The sequence below is a fragment of the Cohaesibacter sp. ES.047 genome, assembly GCF_900215505.1.
GTDB lineage: Bacteria > Pseudomonadota > Alphaproteobacteria > Rhizobiales > Cohaesibacteraceae > Cohaesibacter.
This window is the reverse complement of record NZ_LT907844.1, coordinates 2834529-2849872: the sequence shown is the minus strand read 5'-3', so window position 1 is coordinate 2849872 and position 15344 is coordinate 2834529. Positions and strand designations below refer to the sequence as shown.

The following is a 15344-nucleotide window of genomic DNA, read 5'->3' as shown; positions in this document are numbered from 1 at the left end:
GAACATCAGACCATGACTAGTAAGAAAAAACTTTCAACCCCGAAGACGGGTTTGTCGCGGCGCAATCTGCTCGGGGCTGCGGCAGCCGCACCCTTGGGAGCCGTTGTCGCCAAAACGACCCAAGCTTCGGCAGCGGTGCCCGATGACCACGTCGACCTGGGCAAGTCCTATGCCTTTTATGGCGAAGGGCCTCAGGCAGGCATTCAAACAGCTCCTCAGCGCTATTCCCAGTTCATGACGTTCAACCTTACGTCATTGAACCCGCGAGATATCCAGATCCTGCTCGCCCGATGGTCGGCCGCCATCGCGCAGATGATGGCGGGCAAACCGGTCGGCCTTGTGGATCCGGAGCGGGACAATGCTGTGGTTCTGGAGACCGGAGAGGCGCTTGATCTGGGCCCGGCATCGCTCACCGTCACAGTCGGGCTCGGCCCGAAGGTCTTTTCTGACGTCAAGGGGCTTGATGCCTATAAGCCGCCCCTGATGCGCTCACTCCATGATCTGCCCGGAGATGCCCTGAAGGCCGAGCTTTCTGGCGGCGATCTGGCCGTACAAGCCTGTGCGGATGACCCGCAGGTTACCTATCACGCCGTTCGCATTCTGGCGCGCATCGCCAAGGCCGCGGGTGTGGCCTCCACCCGTTGGGCAATCATGGGCTTTGGCCGTGCATCCGCAGGACCGGGGCAGACCACTCCGCGCAATCTGCTCGGCTTTCGGGATGGCACGCGCAACATCACCACACAGGACGATTATGACCGCTTTGTCTGGATCAAGGATGGTCCAGAATGGCAGCATGACGGCTCCTATATGGTCTCCCGCAAGGTTCGGATGTTTATCGAAAGCTGGGACACGGACCGTGTTGATGACCAGAATGACGTATTTGGACGTTTCAAGGTGTCCGGCGCTCCTCTTTCCGGAGAGCATGAGTTTGACGAACCCGATTTCGAGGCCGTGAAGAAAAATGGCGACACGGTCATACCGAAGACGTCGCACATGAGCCTTGCAGCGCATGAAAACATGGGAGGGCTCAAGCTTTTGCGCCGGTCCTACAATTATACGGACGGTATCAACGAAGTCGGGATGCTGGATGCAGGGCTGCACTTTGTCAGCTATCAGAATGACCCAGCCATTTTCGAGGCAATTCAGAGCCGGCTGGGATCACTGGACCGCCTCAACGAATATATATCTCACATCGGGTCAGCGATCTTTTTCGCCCCTCCAGCCCCACAGAAGGGCTCTTATATAGGCGCCTACATGTTCACCTGATTTAAGCGACAGCAAAAGCATAGTCACCCGCTGGAAGCCAGCCAAAATCGCCTTGGGTTTGGCTTTCAGCAGAGTTGAAATGAACCGCAGCGGACATGACAGCCACAGGAGGTTTCCAAATGGCTATCGTGGTTGGCTTTCAAACTCGGTTGCGCGAACCGCCACGGATACGCTTGACGCTTGGCGGCTCGCTCAAGCCGGCATAAGTGGTAGCCCGATTACGTAGGCTTGGAGCGTTCGGCCAAAACCCTAAATCACAGCTTTTGGTCGAACGCTTGGCAACAAAGGCAGTTGCACGTCCCCTGCCTTTGTGTGGTACTTCGGGTTACACTATTTAGAAGGCTTCGCGGTCTGCATATCGGCTAATGCGCCTGCAGCGTCGAACCCTTGTGCTTTGACCGCTTCAACCCATGCCTCTTCCAACGGGGTGGCAACGGACAGGAGATGATCAAGCACCGCGTCATTTGCCGGATAGACATTGATCCCGGCATCGCTGGCTGCTTCGAAGCCCTCTGCATCTTTCTCGTCCCATGCTTTGCCCGCCAGCTCCGAGAAGGCCAGACCGGAAACGGACATGATTGCCTCCTGATCTTCAGGGGAAATACCTTCCCATTTCGCTTGGTTCATAACAAGGAACCAGGAGGTATTGTAAAGCCCGCCACTGACGGTCATTACATCAGTGAGATGTTTTTCGAGTTTGAAGGCCAGAAGCGAGTCAAGCGGCATGCAAACACCGTCAATCACGCCGCGCGTCAGCTTTTCATAAACCTCGCCCGAGGACATAAACAGCGTGGTGGCGCCCATACCCTTTAGCAGGTCGGCTGGGTAGCCGCCCGGTGTCCGTACTTTGAAGCCGGAGAAATCATTCGCAGCTTCGAAATGTCTGTCTTTGGACAACAGCGCACCCGGGCCGTGGGTGAAAAGACCAAGGACGTGCGTGCCTTCGTGTTCAGCCGCGGCATCAAGGTCTTCGGTGTAAATGGTCCAGAAATTTTTCGACACGGTCACGGCATCATCACCAAGGAAAGAAAACTGACCGACGCGTGAGCGGAGAAACCGCCCATCGCTTATAAAGCTGTGCAGACCATAGGTGATATCAGCGACACCATCACGTGCCATATCAAAATGTGCGGGCGGTGCGCCGAGCGGTTTTGTCAACACGCGGATGGTCACACGGCCTTCGGTGACCTCTTCGACCTGTTTTGCCCAAGGCTTGATCGCCCCCACGACAAGTTGATGGCGCGGCGGCAGCCAGCTTGACAAGACAAGCTCAGTTGCTGCGAAAGCGGGCATGGCTGCCAGAGTGGCGGCAAGACCAGCCCCGGCAAGAATGGTGCGTTTAAAAATGTTCATGTCTGTTCCTCCCAGATTGTCAGTTGGAAAGCCGTGTGTTCACGAGTTCCTCTCCTCGTACACACACAACAAGCTCCCTCTGACTTAATACTTAACATGTTAATTTAAAATTGGGCAATGTCAACCTTCGCTGTAGAGCTATGACACTGAGAAAGGTGGTTAAAACCGCAAGAATACCAGGGAATAGACGAGGCAGGCGAAAGGCCAACGCCCCTCTAGGCTCATTGCAAAAGCAAGGGCCATATCATGCAGATCCCCTCCTATCTGAAGAGATCTGCATGCCCAATAGACGACAGTTCACGCCGACAAATCTTACTGCCCTCGCTGATCGAGCATGAACACATCAAAGAACTCCGTGAGTTGTCCATGCGCGGCGAGAGGCAGGATGGCCGCAATGTGCTGGTCTGGTCTGACCACCACAACACAGCCCCGAGACCGATCAATACCGCGCATCTCGTAGATGTCCTTGTCTGTATCGGATTGGAACACTTTCTCGTAATCTCGCAGCCCGTATTTGCCTTTTGCTGGCCACAGGAAGTCCGGCAGGTCGTGCATGGACAAATCCTGTTGCTGGAAGACGGCATAGGTGTCGATGACCGCGTCTATATCCGCCCCTTTCTGCGTATATTTCTTCACCGGCGAGTTTTCATCATTGGCAAGAAACTCTACCAACCGGGCAGACGCTGAAGTCGGCTCCATAGGAGATTGGCTGTCGCCAAATACAAACAGGCGCCAACGTCCGTCCGCCTTGACCAGATGACCCAGATGCTGGCTCCGGCCATCCGCCACACGCGTCGCTTCTGCGGAGTGGAACCGCTGACCGATTTTAAAGCCGGTGGCCAATTCCTGATTTTCCTGCCCGGTGCAAATGTATGAGGGGTAGTACTCGATGGACGTCCCTGCCACAAAGCCGCTTTGACGCTTCATAAAAGCCTCGATCTTGGCGGTATCAATCTTGGATTGCTCGGACGCTTCACCGGTGGCAGGGCGGGTGGCAACCAGTTTCGACAACTCACGATCAGCATCAATCAGTTGCTGCGCAACCTTGCGGCGCTCCGTGGCATAGGTGCTCAAGAGTTTGGGATCGCTGCGCCCTTGCAGAACGGCAGCCAGTTTCCATCCAAGATTGAAAGTATCCGGCAGGGATGTGTTCAATCCCCATCCGCCCTTCGGGCTATGGGTGTGACATGCATCTCCGGCTACGAACGCACGGGGAATGATGCCATCAGAACTGCCACTTGGTCGGTTGTCAAAGCGTTCTGCAATGCGTTGGCCCACCTCGTAGATTGACCACCAGGCCACCTCTTTCACATCGAGCTTATATGGGTGAAAAACCTTCTGCGCCTTGGCGATCAGATCTTGCTCGGTCAGTTTGACATCCGCCACGCGTTTGTCTTTGCCGAGAAAATCCAATTCCACATAAAACCGGCATAGATATCCGCCTTCCCGTGGAATCGTCATAACGGCCCCGTGGTCGTGGGATTGAAGGAAACTCTTCACGCGGATATAGGGGAAATCCGTTTTGAGAAGAAGGTCCATGACGCCCCAGGCCTTGTTGGCAGATTCCCCCTGAAGCGGAATCTCCAATGCTTTGCGTACGCTGCTTCTCGCCCCATCGCATCCGACGACATAACGGGCCTTGATGACCTCTTCTGCTTCGTTGCCCTCTTTATCGGTGCGCTTGAATGTGGCGGTGATCGGGTACGCATCCAGATCCTGTGTCAGGCTGTCGTCTGTCTCCAATTTAACCAGCTCACGGCAATAGTGGGGGCGCAGAGCAGCGATCGAATTTTCCATACCATCCAGCAAGAGCTCATGAAGGCGCGCCTGATTGACGATCCCGTGGGTAAACTCGGACAGTCCGGCCCTCGCATCAGGGATTTTATGGGTCAGCTTGATGTTCTGAGGGTTTTCCGGATCCGGTTCCCAAAATGTATTTTGCTTCAGCTGATAGGTTTCTTTCACGACCATTTCGCTGCTGTTGAACGCTTCCATAATTTCCATCGTGCGCGAAGAAATGCCATCAGCACGTCCGAACAGAAGCGGGCCCGGCTCTTTGTCGACAATACAAGTTGTAATGTCAGCAAACTCGCTCATCTGGCGCGCCATGGTCAACCCGGCCGGGCCGGTCCCCACGATCAGCACGTCGACTTGGGCCGGCAGATCTTCGACCGGAGGATTCGGGTATGGTTTCCTTGCGGCATCCGGAACTTGATAATTGCCCGGTTTGAAGCCATTTAGATGAAATTGCATGAATTCTCCTCCTAAATCATTGCCGCTTTCTGTTGGCGAACTTATTTCATATGTTAACTAAACTAAAACGCAGCTTTGGATGGGCGCTTCTGCTGCATAGGTTCTGCTTGTCAAACAGCGAACGCCCCAGACCTGCTTAAAGAACAACACCCTCGCTTACAGGAGGACCAGCTGGGATCACGGCATCCTCGTCGCCCGAGACGAGATCTTTCTGGCGACCAAGGTTCGGGGTATGAAACAGGATGCAAAGTGACTCTGACTCACGTTTGCTGAAATTCGCCGAGTTCGCTCGAATGCTGACCTGAACGAGATTGCACGAACGCCATCTGCTCAGGTCTTCACTTGCGTATCGGCCTGAGCCCCATGTCCCACGCAGCTGTTTTTCTTTAAGTCGCCAAATCAGTCGAGAGAAAAAACGACATTGGTTTGGCCGGTGCCGGACGAAGGGAAATAGTCGGTGACCACCTCACCCCTCCCCTTATAATCCTTCCAGCCAAGCGCGCCGAACAGCATGATGGTGTCGTGCATATCGCCCTCACCGTCACAGTATTTGGCATAGTCCGGCAGCATATCGAGGAAGAGCTCATTCTCTCCATTTTGCCACATCTCCAGAACGCGGCGATCCACCACTTCATTGAATTTCGAGGAAATGGTAAAGGTGCCGTTGTTCTCCGCGTAGATATCATTGGGCCAGATCTGGTGGCTGAGAGAGCCGGAAGCGATCAGCGCAACCTTTGAATCGGACTTCTCAATCGCCTTGCGGATCGCCAGTCCCAACCTGCGCGAGCTTTCAAAGCTGTGCACGGTACACATGGCTGCGACGGAAACGACTTTCAGAGCGCCATCTGCATTCATGTAGCGCATGGGCACCAGTGTGCCATACTCGAGATCAAGACTATCGACCTGATGGCTGAGTGTGTAGACATCGTCTTCGCGCGCGGTTTCCGCTATGAGGTCACCAAGGGCTGCATTCCCCGCATATTCATACGGCAGATCCTTGATGAACTGGGGAAACTCATGGGACGTGAATATGCCTTTGAAGCGATGATTGGCGTTGACATGATAAGCCGCGTTGACCAGCCAATGGGTGTCGAGCACAACAAATGTGTCCGCTCCGGCTTCTCGTGCACGACGGCCGATCTCTGCGTGCCCGTCAATTGCGGCCTGCCTGCAGCCTTTCAAGTTTCCGTCCTGTTCGGACATGACCATGGTTGGCACATGAGTGACCTTGGCGGCCAATACGATTTTACCCATAGGTTTTCCTCCCTCTATGGTGAATGGCGATAGATGTTGCCTCTATGCCGCAACCTGGTTGTTAGCCGGCGACCAACAACAACGATATCGCCGGAAAAAAGATCAGCAGCAAAAGCCGCAGAATATCAGCAATCCAGAACGGCAGGATGCCCTTGAAGATCGTCTTGAGCGATACATCCGGCAATGTCGCCTTGAGTACGAAGACATTCATGCCGATGGGCGGCGTGATCAGAGAAATTTCGGTGACGACCACCACAATGATGCCAAACCAGATCAGGGCAAATTCAGTGTCGGACAGAATCTCCAAGCCGAAGTCGAGCTGATACATCAACGGATAGAAAATGGGGACGGTCAACAGGATCATCGAAAGGCTTTCCAGCACAGTCCCAAGAAGCAGATAGATGATGATGATCAACGCCATGACGATCCATGCATTGACCTCAAGAGAGTCGATAAAATAGGCCAGTTCATCGGGCAATCCGGCAAGGTTGATATAGTTTGAGAAGACCTCCGCGCCGATGATCACAAGAAAGATCATTGCCGTGCTCTCGGCTGTGTCCATGAGCGCGTGCCAGACTTCGGGCACCTTGGCGTGACCAGTCACGACAACCATGACCAGCGCCATACCAGAGCCCATGCCAGCGGCTTCGATCGGGGTAAAAAAGCCGCCGTAGATGCCAATCATGATAAAGGCGAACAGAGCAACAGACAGGATGACACCATAAAGCCCTTCGACCGGATGGTCATCCACGTCAAAGGATTGCGGCGCCAGCGAAGGGTTCAATTTGACAGCCACCCACACGGCAAGAACATAACCCAGCAACCCGATCATTCCGGGAATGATGCCAGCCAAAAAGAGCAGCCCGATATCACTTTCCGTCAAGATACCGTAGATGATCAGGATAACCGATGGCGGAATGAGAATTCCAAGCGTACCACCTGCTGCAATTGCCCCAGAGGACAGGCTGTCGGCGTAGCCAAATTTGCGTAAGGACGGCATCGCGACCTTGGACATTGTCGCAGCTGTCGCGAGCGATGACCCAGATACGGCTGAGAACCCGCCGCAGGACAAAACCGCAGCCATTGCCAGCCCGCCCGGCAGACGGCGAACAAGACGCTGGGTCGCCGAGAACAATCCGGAAGCAACCCCGGAATAGGCAAGCAGGTTGCCCATGAAAATGAACAGCGGAATAACCGAAAGGGAATAGGAAAACACCGTATCGAATGCGGTCGTTGAAACCATGATCAGAGTAGCATTGATCCCGCGCAAAAGCGCAAATCCAATGGTACCAATAACAATCATGGCGATTGCGATAGGCACACGAAACATGGCAAGCGCCAGCAACAAGGCCGTCGCAATGAGAGGTTCGGTCATGTCAGAACTCCCGCCGTTTGCGCATCGGAACAAGCACAATCAGGCCACTGACCAGATAGGTGATGGCCCCAAGCACGGCGGCAGGCCAAATCGGCAAAGAAAGATCATTGGTAACCGCGCCGTCTTCGAACAATTTCATGCCGTGCACCCCTACATTCCAGCTGAGAACAAAGAACACCATCGCCGTAACCGCGGCACCGAAGCGTCCTATCCGTAAATAAGTCTCGGAACTCCAGAAATGGCTTAAAAGGTCTACTTCCACATGACTGTCCTTGAATGTTGTCATGGGCAGAGCGGCCAGCACCAGATCGGCAAGCAGAATTTGCGTCAACTCAAATGCTCCGGGCAACGGCGCGTTAAAAAAGTAACGCCCTATGACGTCGATCACCGTTACCGCGACAAGAGTGAGCAGGAAGGCCGCTGCCATGGCAGGCAGGACGCGGACAATGATGAATCGAAGCCCTTTGAGGGGTTTCGAGTGTTTTCGGTGTGCAGCCATCATTTGTTCGGCTTTGCAGTTTGCATGCTTGCCAGAGTCCGGGCGGCATCGCTGCCGAGCATGGAGACCGCGAGCAGTGCTGCCGCAATGAAATTATGTCTGGAAATGGTCATTGATATTCCTCCCCCTGTGACCGTCCTTGATCAAATCGGCTTGTTGTACGATCTCTCCCCTGAATTCTGCCGCTTACCGATTTTGAAAATTTATTTAACTTGTTAACAATATAGCAGAGTTGGTTCTGCTTTCCATTGCCTACATTCGTCGAATTCAGGCAAAATTCCGTTGCAAGGCGACGAGTCCCCCGCGCAAAACGCCGACGTCGGAGCCAACCGCCAGAAACTCGACGCCCAGTTGCTTGTAACCCTGAGCAAGTGATTGATCAGACGTCAAAATTCCGGCTGCTTTTCCTTTAGCCCGAATGCGATTGAGCGTGTCGTTGACGATTTTCTGCACCTCCGGGTCACCCGGCCGTCCCAAATATCCAAGGTCCGCGGCCAGATCAGCCGGCCCGACAAAAACGCCATCAACGCCATCCTGAGCAAGAATATCATCAAGAGCATCAAGTCCGGCCTTGCTCTCGACCTGAAGCAGAACGCAGACCTCTTTGTTGGCGGTCTGCAGATAGTCCGCAATGCCATTGTAATCAGACGCGCGGGCCAGAGCGGCCCCCACGCCCCGCACCCCATGTGGCGGATACTTGGCTGAACGAACGACCTCCTCGGCCTGCTTACCGCTTTCAATCATGGGAACAAGCAGTGTCTGCGCACCGATATCCAGCATCTGCTTGATTTCGGCCCGATTGTCATCTCGCGTTCTGACCACAACCTGCGTCTTTGACCCGATTGAGCGGAGCTGTGAGAGCGTATCGCGCAGACCGTTAGGGCCATGTTCGCCATCAATCAGCAACCAATCAAATCCGATTCCGCCGCATAATTCTGCAACAGACGGATCGCCCAGACCAAGCCAGAGCCCGATTTGTGTTGTCCCTTCTTTGAGGCGGATCTTGAAGTTATTCAATGGGGCTGGCATGCAAGCCTCCTTCATTCGAAATTCACTGTTACATGGCCGAAATTGCCATAGTCGGCATCAATGCGCGTGCCAGACGGGCACTCGATGGGCGCGATGAAAGACCCAGCCAGAACGACCTGCCCAGCCTCGATGCGCTGCCTATATTGCCCCATCCGTTCCGATAGCCAGACTATGCCCATAACCGGATCATTCAGAACCGCAGCACCCAGACCCGTGGCCGTGACTTCGTCATTCTTGGTCAGGATAGCCCCCACCCATCTGAGGTCGAACGCGTCGGGTGCATGGCGTTGTTTTCCAAGCACGATGCCGCCATTGGCAGCATTGTCCGAGACCGTATCAAAGATTTTTCTGGTCTGGCCGGTGCTGGCGTCTTGCCGAGCGATCCGCGTATCCAGGATCTCAAGAGCAGGCGCGACACACTCTGTCGCTGCCAGAACATCCTCCCGGCTGACCTTGCCCTCCAGCGGTGCCTTCATGATGAAGGCGATCTCCGCCTCAATGCGTGGCTGGATGAAGCGCGTTGCAGGAATATGAGACCCATCGGCAAAGTCCATATCGTCATACAAAACACCGCTGTCCGGCGTAGCAATCCCCAAGGCATCCTGCATGACCTTGGATGTCAGTCCGATTTTCCAACCGATGATGGAGCGGCCCTGCGCTTGCTTCTGTGGCATTTGAGCGGCCTGAATTGCATAGGCATCATCCAGAGTGATGTCTGGGTGGCGCACAGAGAGCAACCCGATCTGCTCCCGCGTTCGCTCCGCCTCTAACAAGTCTGCTGCGGCGGTTTGAATGTCATGGTCACTCAGCATTGTTCATCCTCCACACCATTGCGAAGCACGCCAATGCCTTCAGCTTCCACTTCAATTACATCCCCTGGTTGCAGCCAGATAGGCGGGTCAAACCGGGCTCCGGCTCCGGTGGGTGTACCGCAGACAATGACATCGCCGGGAACCAGCGTGCAGAAGGTCGAGACATAAGCGACAATGTAGCGGAAGCTGAACATCATGCGGGACGTGCGGTCTTGTTGGCGAACCTCACCATTGACCCGGGTTACCAGCTCAATGTCATCAAGCTGGTCTGCAGACCGAAAGGGAACGAGCCACGGCCCAATCGCTCCGGATTGATCCCAGTTTTTGCCTTGGGTCACGTTGAATTTGGCGTGGCGCACCCAGTCGCGGATTGTTCCCTCGTTGCACAGGGTCAACGCGGCTATGTGGTCATAGGCATCTGCCTCCGCAATTCGGCGTCCACCCTTGCCAATGACAATCGTGACTTCGCCTTCATAGTCGAGTTGCGGGCTTTCCGGCGGGCGAACGAGATTACCGCCGTGACCGGTGAAGCTGCGAGGAAAGCGAATGAACATGGACGGTTTGGACGGCAAGGCCTGACCATCCTTGTATTCGGCGTTGCGGTCAGGAAAATTGACGCCAATGCAGATCAGCTTTTCCGGCTTGTCTATCGGAATGAGAAAGTCGACATCCTCTTGCCGATAGCTGGCGGCACGCCCTTCGGCTGCCTTGATGATCTCTTCGAGTGCGCCTGCCTCGATCACCTGTTTGAGGCTTCCAAAGCGAGCACCGAACTCGGGTGTCAAATCGACAATGCCGTCATCGGTTACAAGACCGTAGCGGTCGGCACCATTGGCACGGAAGGCCACAACGCGAGCGGGAATGGATTTCATGGTCAGCCTCCTCAGGCAATTCCGCCGAAGCAGAGATATTTGATTTCAGTGAATTCCTCGATGCCGTAGCGGGATCCTTCCCGGCCAAGGCCGGAGGATTTGATGCCGCCGAACGGTGCTTCAGGTGTCGAGATCAGGCCGGTGTTGATACCGACCATTCCATATTCAAGCTGTTCCCCGACCTTCCAGGCCCGAGCCAGATCACGGGTATAAAAGTAGGAAGCCAGACCGAACTCGGTGTCATTGGACATGGCGACGACGTCTGCGTCCTCTTCAAAGCGGAACAGCGGGGCGACCGGGCCGAAGGTTTCCTCCGACGCGATGGCCATATTCTGGGTCACGTCAGTCAGAACTGTCGGTTCAAAGAAGGAGCCACCGAGCGGATGAACAGAGCCTCCGCACATCAGGCTTGCTCCTTGGCCGGTCGCATCCGCGATATGCTCTTCGACCTTGGCGATAGCCTTCTCATCGATCAATGGTCCAAAGATCGTGTCTTGCTCCAGACCGTTACCAACCTTCAGGGTCGACAGCTTTGCCGCAAGCTTTTGCGCAAAGGCATCATAGACCCCGGACTGGACATAGATCCGATTGGCGCAGACACAAGTTTGGCCATTGTTTCGAAATTTCGAGATGATCGCCCCTTCGACGGCGGCGTCCAGATCCGCGTCATCAAACACGATAAATGGCGCATTGCCCCCCAGCTCCAGTGCCAGTTTCTTGACCGTTGGCGCACACTGTCGCATCAACTCCACCCCCACCGGCGTCGAGCCGGTGAAGGTCAGTTTGCGAACTGTTTCACTGCCCGTCATCACAGCACCGATGTCCCGTGCAGGCCCGGTAATGACCGACAGCAGGCCATCGGGCAGCCCCGCACGTTGTGCCAGAACGGCCAGCGCAATCGCGGAAAAAGGTGTCTGCTCGGCCGGTTTGAGCACCATGGCACATCCGGCGGCAAGCGCAGGGCCCGCCTTGCGGGTGATCATAGCGTTGGGAAAGTTCCAAGGTGTAATCGCAGCGACGACCCCAATCGGCTGCTTGATGACGACAATCCGCTTGTCCGCAGCATGCCCGGGGATGACATCACCGTAGACCCTGCGCGCTTCCTCGGCGAACCACTCAATGAAAGAGGCACCATAAAGGATCTCGCCCTTTGCTTCTGCCAGCGGCTTGCCCTGTTCCAGCGTCAGGATCAACGCCAGATCATCGACATTGTCGATCACAAGATCGTACCAGCCTCGCAAAATGACAGATCGTTCCTTGGCGGTCCGGGCTGCCCATTGCTTCTGCGCACGATCTGCCGCCTTGATGGCAACTTCTGTTTCGGCGGCACCAAGGCTTGGCACATAACCGATGGTCTCGCCCGTCGCCGGGTTGGTGACTTCTATTCCCGTTTCATCGGCAGGGATCCAGCGCTCCCCCACGAGCGCTGCCTGCCTGAGCAATTCCGGATCTTTGAGCATCAGACATTCCTCATTTAGAGCTGTCCGGGACGAGCCTTCAATGGCCCATCCCGAACCGTCAGCTCATGGAGCAATGATCGGGCTTGCTGCCAGATCGCTCTGTTTCGGCTCAAGGCCATCGAACAGCGAACCATGCTCGAACCAGGAGCGTGGTGCTGGCGCGCCCCAGAGGGTCTGGCGCTGCGGATCCTTGAGATCCCACTTGATTGCCTCAAGATCGGGATCAACTGTCTGATAGTCGGAGCAATAGATCTCGATGCGGTGCCCGTCCGGATCAAGAATATAGAGGAAGAAGGCATTGGATATGCCGTGCCGACCCGGCCCGCGTTCGATGTTGCTTACATATCCAGTGGTCGCCATCAGATCGCACAAATCGATGATGTTGAGCGGGGTCGGAACCCAGAAGGCAGTGTGATGAAGGCGCGGCCCCAAACCGTTGGTGAAGGCAATGTCATGCACGCCGCCCTTGCGGTGCGTCCACGCAGCCCACAGTTTGCCACTGTCCTCGTCCTCGGTATATTCGGTCACACGGAAGCCAAGCTCATTGTAGAAAGCCACGCTTTCATCAACGGAAGAAGAAAAGCAGTTGAAGTGATCTATGCGCAGCGGCTTCACGCCTTTGTAGAGCTCATATTTCTGATGGATGGGAGCAAGCCGATCCATCTTGAAATAGAACTCGATCGGCATGCCGAAATTGTCGACCGTTGCGAGCGTGCGTCCCTGATAATCTCGCTCGACCCACTCAACAGGATGGCCTTTCTGCTCGAACCAATCATGTGCCTTGTCGAGTTCTTCCTCGGCAAACACCTTGAAGGACAGGCTTTGCACTTCGCTTTTGGGTGCTTTGCTCAAGACAAGGCAGTGATGGCCGCGCTCTTCCAGAGCACGCAGGTAGATTGCATTGTCTGTCTCATCCGTTACCTGCAGGCCGAGAGTATCGACATAGAAGCGGCGGCTGGCACTTAGGTCCTTGACCCCGAAGACGACATGACTAAGGCGCAGTATGTTGAACGGTGGATACAGATTGGGTGCTGGAATTGGCATATTTTCTCTCCCCTAGACACATGTCAGTGTCCCGAATTTTGTTATGAGGCTCTCATTTGCTGGAGCATGTGTTTGACTGTCGATTGGGGCAGGCTTAGCCGCCCCAAAGAGCCCTCGGCCCGGGCTGATTAACCCAATCGAGGCACCTTGTGGTGCTGCCTCGGGAAGGAAACATTGACGGTCTCCATGTAGAAGTCGAAAGACCAGTCTCCACCGTCGCGCCCGATGCCAGACGCTTTGACGCCGCCAAACGGCGATGGCAAATGCCGCACGTTTTCGGAGTTCACCCACATCATGCCGGCGTCAAGATTGTCAGTCATGCGCATGGCGCGATCGAGATCGGCCGTCCAGAGATAGGCGGCGAGGCCATACTGGACATCATTGGCAAGGGCCAAAGCCTCCTCTTCGTCCTTGAAGGGAATGGCCGTTAAAACCGGACCGAAGATCTCTTCCTGTGCAATCGCCATGCTGTTGTTGGCACCGGTGAACAGCGTCGGGCTGACAAAGCAACCGGCGTCACCGACCTTCTGGCCACCAGCGGCAATGACAGCGCCTTCTTCACGCGCCTTGTCAAAATAGGACAATACCTTTTTCTCATGCACCGGGTGAATGAGCGGGCCAACGACGGTTGCCGGATCAAGCGGATGACCGACCTTGATGCTCTTGGCGACGTCAGCCACCTTGGCGGTGAACTCTTCATAGATGCTTTCCTGCACCAAGAGACGCGAGGAAGAGGTGCAGCGCTCGCCATTGAGCGAATAGATCATGAAGGTTGCTGCATTCACTGCGCGCTCAAGATCGGCATCATCAAACACGATCACCGGGTTCTTGCCACCAAGCTCAAAATGGAACCGCTTAAGGGTGTCTGCCCCCTGGCGCATGATGTGAGAACCGGTGCGGCTCTCACCAACAAAGGCAATGGCCTTGATGTCTGGATGCTCGGTCAAGGCTCGGCCGGCGCTGTCGCCAAACCCGTTGACGAGATTGAGCACGCCTTTAGGCAAGCCGGCTTCTTCTGCAATCTCAACAAGAAGCTTGGCCGTCATGGGCGAGAATTCGGCTGGTTTGTGCACCACGGTGCAGCCGGCGGCCAGTGCCGGGGCGATCTTCCAGGTGGACAGCATGAAGGGCGTGTTCCAGGGCGTAATCACTCCGATCGGTCCAATTGGACGACGAGATGTGACATTCATCTGGTTCGGGTTGCGCAGCGCCAGTCCGTCTTCGGCAGAAGGAGCCTGATCGGCAAAGAAACGAAAGTTTGCAGCACCGCGAACAGCAGCCTTCGACATGAAACGCAAGGCCTGCCCCGTATCCATGCACTCGGTGAATGCCACCTCTTCAGCCCGCGCTTCGATGGCTTCGGCCACCTTGATCAAAATGGCCTTGCGGTCCTTGCCGGGCATCTTTGACCAACTGACAAAAGCTTCCTTGGCAGCGGCCACAGCCGCATCAATGTCAGACGCCCCGCCTTTGGCAACCTGTGCCAGCACAGATCCGTCGACGGGCGAAACCGTTTCGAAGCTATCACCTGAGTGCGCGGGGACACTGGCCCCGGCAATATGGTTCATCACACCGGTCTCACGGAATTTCGCAAGATAGCCTTGGGCTTTGGATAGGTTCTCGTCAAGAGCGCTCATAGATCTTCCTTTAATTCTGGCCTGATAGGCGGGCATGAATAGGGGTGTCTTTCCAACTCAGGTCCGGGTTGATGACACGAATTTCGAGGGAGAGCGCGAAATGCGTCGTAGCCAAAGGGTGCGCGAGGGCGCCGCTCACCGCCGCAAAAATTGCATCCCCAGCAGACTTGAGCTGTTCGACCGATCGACCGGACCCAACTGACAAGGTCAATGCAGCAAAATCATTCTCGTTCAACCCGTCACCAACGATGGCGTGGTTTGCCTTGAAGGCACGAACACGAACGCCAGCAGTGGGAAAGATCCCTGTTTTGAGCATCGCCTGATAGGCCGCTTGACACAGCTCCGCCATGTCAGCACGGTTTTCCAGCCCCGCTGAATATTCAATCCTTAGGTGTGGCACGATTTCCTCCCAGATATTTACTTAACATGTTAAATTTTTGTGGTATTGTCAATCGGGCCACTATTCAATTTTAGTCTAGTGTTACAAAGT

The 15344-nt window shown here is 55.2% G+C and carries 13 protein-coding genes; 1 reads left to right on the top strand and 12 read right to left on the bottom strand.

Going from position 1 to position 15344, the window contains the following annotated elements:
* Positions 1 to 12 precede the first annotated feature (12 nt).
* Positions 13 to 1266 (top strand): Dyp-type peroxidase, encoded by a 1254-nt coding sequence (locus tag CPH65_RS13030; RefSeq protein WP_096173847.1) that lies wholly within the window; start codon positions 13 to 15, stop codon positions 1264 to 1266.
* A gap of 330 nt (positions 1267 to 1596) precedes the next feature.
* On the opposite strand, the gene CPH65_RS13025 is transcribed toward CPH65_RS13030, so the two are convergent.
* The 12 genes from CPH65_RS13025 to CPH65_RS12970 all read right to left on the bottom strand — a co-directional run bounded on the left by CPH65_RS13025 (position 1597) and on the right by CPH65_RS12970 (position 15254).
* Positions 1597 to 2619 (bottom strand): TRAP transporter substrate-binding protein, encoded by a 1023-nt coding sequence (locus tag CPH65_RS13025; protein ID WP_197703844.1) that lies wholly within the window; start codon positions 2617 to 2619, stop codon positions 1597 to 1599.
* 312 nt (positions 2620 to 2931) lie between these two features.
* A complete protein-coding gene (locus CPH65_RS13020; protein WP_096173846.1) occupies positions 2932 to 4872 on the bottom strand; it encodes an FAD-dependent monooxygenase in 1941 nt (646 codons plus the stop codon).
* A gap of 399 nt (positions 4873 to 5271) precedes the next feature.
* Positions 5272 to 6126 (bottom strand): 3,4-dihydroxyphenylacetate 2,3-dioxygenase, encoded by an 855-nt coding sequence (gene hpaD / locus CPH65_RS13015; RefSeq protein WP_096173845.1) that lies wholly within the window; start codon positions 6124 to 6126, stop codon positions 5272 to 5274.
* Between the two features lie 61 nt (positions 6127 to 6187).
* Positions 6188 to 7501 carry a TRAP transporter large permease gene (locus tag CPH65_RS13010; RefSeq protein WP_096173844.1) on the bottom strand — a complete coding sequence of 438 codons (1314 nt, stop codon included), beginning with the start codon at positions 7499 to 7501 and terminating at the stop codon, positions 6188 to 6190.
* Between the two features lies 1 nt (position 7502).
* Positions 7503 to 8000 (bottom strand): TRAP transporter small permease, encoded by a 498-nt coding sequence (locus CPH65_RS13005; protein WP_157747674.1) that lies wholly within the window; start codon positions 7998 to 8000, stop codon positions 7503 to 7505.
* Between the two features lie 267 nt (positions 8001 to 8267).
* A complete protein-coding gene (locus CPH65_RS13000; protein WP_096173842.1) occupies positions 8268 to 9029 on the bottom strand; it encodes an aldolase/citrate lyase family protein in 762 nt (253 codons plus the stop codon).
* Between the two features lie 11 nt (positions 9030 to 9040).
* Positions 9041 to 9841, bottom strand: a complete 801-nt coding sequence (gene hpaH, locus CPH65_RS12995) for a 2-oxo-hept-4-ene-1,7-dioate hydratase (protein WP_096173841.1) — start codon at positions 9839 to 9841, stop codon at positions 9041 to 9043.
* On the bottom strand, positions 9835 to 10713 hold the full coding sequence (locus tag CPH65_RS12990) for a fumarylacetoacetate hydrolase family protein (RefSeq protein ID WP_096173840.1): 879 nt from the start codon (positions 10711 to 10713) through the stop codon (positions 9835 to 9837). The genes hpaH and CPH65_RS12990 overlap by 7 nt, the downstream gene beginning before the upstream one ends.
* An 11-nt stretch (positions 10714 to 10724) precedes the next feature.
* The gene (locus CPH65_RS12985; RefSeq protein ID WP_096173839.1) at positions 10725 to 12176 is read right to left on the bottom strand and encodes an NAD-dependent succinate-semialdehyde dehydrogenase; all 1452 of its coding nucleotides are present in this window, start codon (positions 12174 to 12176) and stop codon (positions 10725 to 10727) included.
* 60 nt (positions 12177 to 12236) lie between these two features.
* Positions 12237 to 13217 carry a 3,4-dihydroxyphenylacetate 2,3-dioxygenase gene (gene hpaD / locus CPH65_RS12980; RefSeq protein ID WP_096173838.1) on the bottom strand — a complete coding sequence of 327 codons (981 nt, stop codon included), beginning with the start codon at positions 13215 to 13217 and terminating at the stop codon, positions 12237 to 12239.
* 128 nt (positions 13218 to 13345) lie between these two features.
* Complete coding sequence (gene hpaE, locus CPH65_RS12975; RefSeq protein ID WP_096173837.1) at positions 13346 to 14854, bottom strand: 5-carboxymethyl-2-hydroxymuconate semialdehyde dehydrogenase; 1509 nt, start codon at positions 14852 to 14854, stop codon at positions 13346 to 13348.
* 10 nt (positions 14855 to 14864) lie between these two features.
* Positions 14865 to 15254 carry a 5-carboxymethyl-2-hydroxymuconate Delta-isomerase gene (locus CPH65_RS12970; protein ID WP_096173836.1) on the bottom strand — a complete coding sequence of 130 codons (390 nt, stop codon included), beginning with the start codon at positions 15252 to 15254 and terminating at the stop codon, positions 14865 to 14867.
* Positions 15255 to 15344: the final 90 nt, after the last annotated feature.

Excerpts from the sequence above, each read along its gene's own strand:
- CPH65_RS13030 (WP_096173847.1), top strand. The coding sequence starts at position 13 with ATGACTAGTAAGAAAAAACTTTCAACCCCGAAGACGGGTTTGTCGCGG.
- CPH65_RS13025 (WP_197703844.1), bottom strand. The coding sequence starts at position 2,619 with ATGAACATTTTTAAACGCACCATTCTTGCCGGGGCTGGTCTTGCCGCC.
- CPH65_RS13020 (WP_096173846.1), bottom strand. The coding sequence starts at position 4,872 with ATGCAATTTCATCTAAATGGCTTCAAACCGGGCAATTATCAAGTTCCG.
- hpaD (WP_096173845.1), bottom strand. The coding sequence starts at position 6,126 with ATGGGTAAAATCGTATTGGCCGCCAAGGTCACTCATGTGCCAACCATG.
- CPH65_RS13010 (WP_096173844.1), bottom strand. The coding sequence starts at position 7,501 with ATGACCGAACCTCTCATTGCGACGGCCTTGTTGCTGGCGCTTGCCATG.
- CPH65_RS13005 (WP_157747674.1), bottom strand. The coding sequence starts at position 8,000 with ATGGCTGCACACCGAAAACACTCGAAACCCCTCAAAGGGCTTCGATTC.
- CPH65_RS13000 (WP_096173842.1), bottom strand. The coding sequence starts at position 9,029 with ATGCCAGCCCCATTGAATAACTTCAAGATCCGCCTCAAAGAAGGGACA.
- hpaH (WP_096173841.1), bottom strand. The coding sequence starts at position 9,841 with ATGCTGAGTGACCATGACATTCAAACCGCCGCAGCAGACTTGTTAGAG.
- CPH65_RS12990 (WP_096173840.1), bottom strand. The coding sequence starts at position 10,713 with ATGAAATCCATTCCCGCTCGCGTTGTGGCCTTCCGTGCCAATGGTGCC.
- hpaD (WP_096173838.1), bottom strand. The coding sequence starts at position 13,217 with ATGCCAATTCCAGCACCCAATCTGTATCCACCGTTCAACATACTGCGC.
- hpaE (WP_096173837.1), bottom strand. The coding sequence starts at position 14,854 with ATGAGCGCTCTTGACGAGAACCTATCCAAAGCCCAAGGCTATCTTGCG.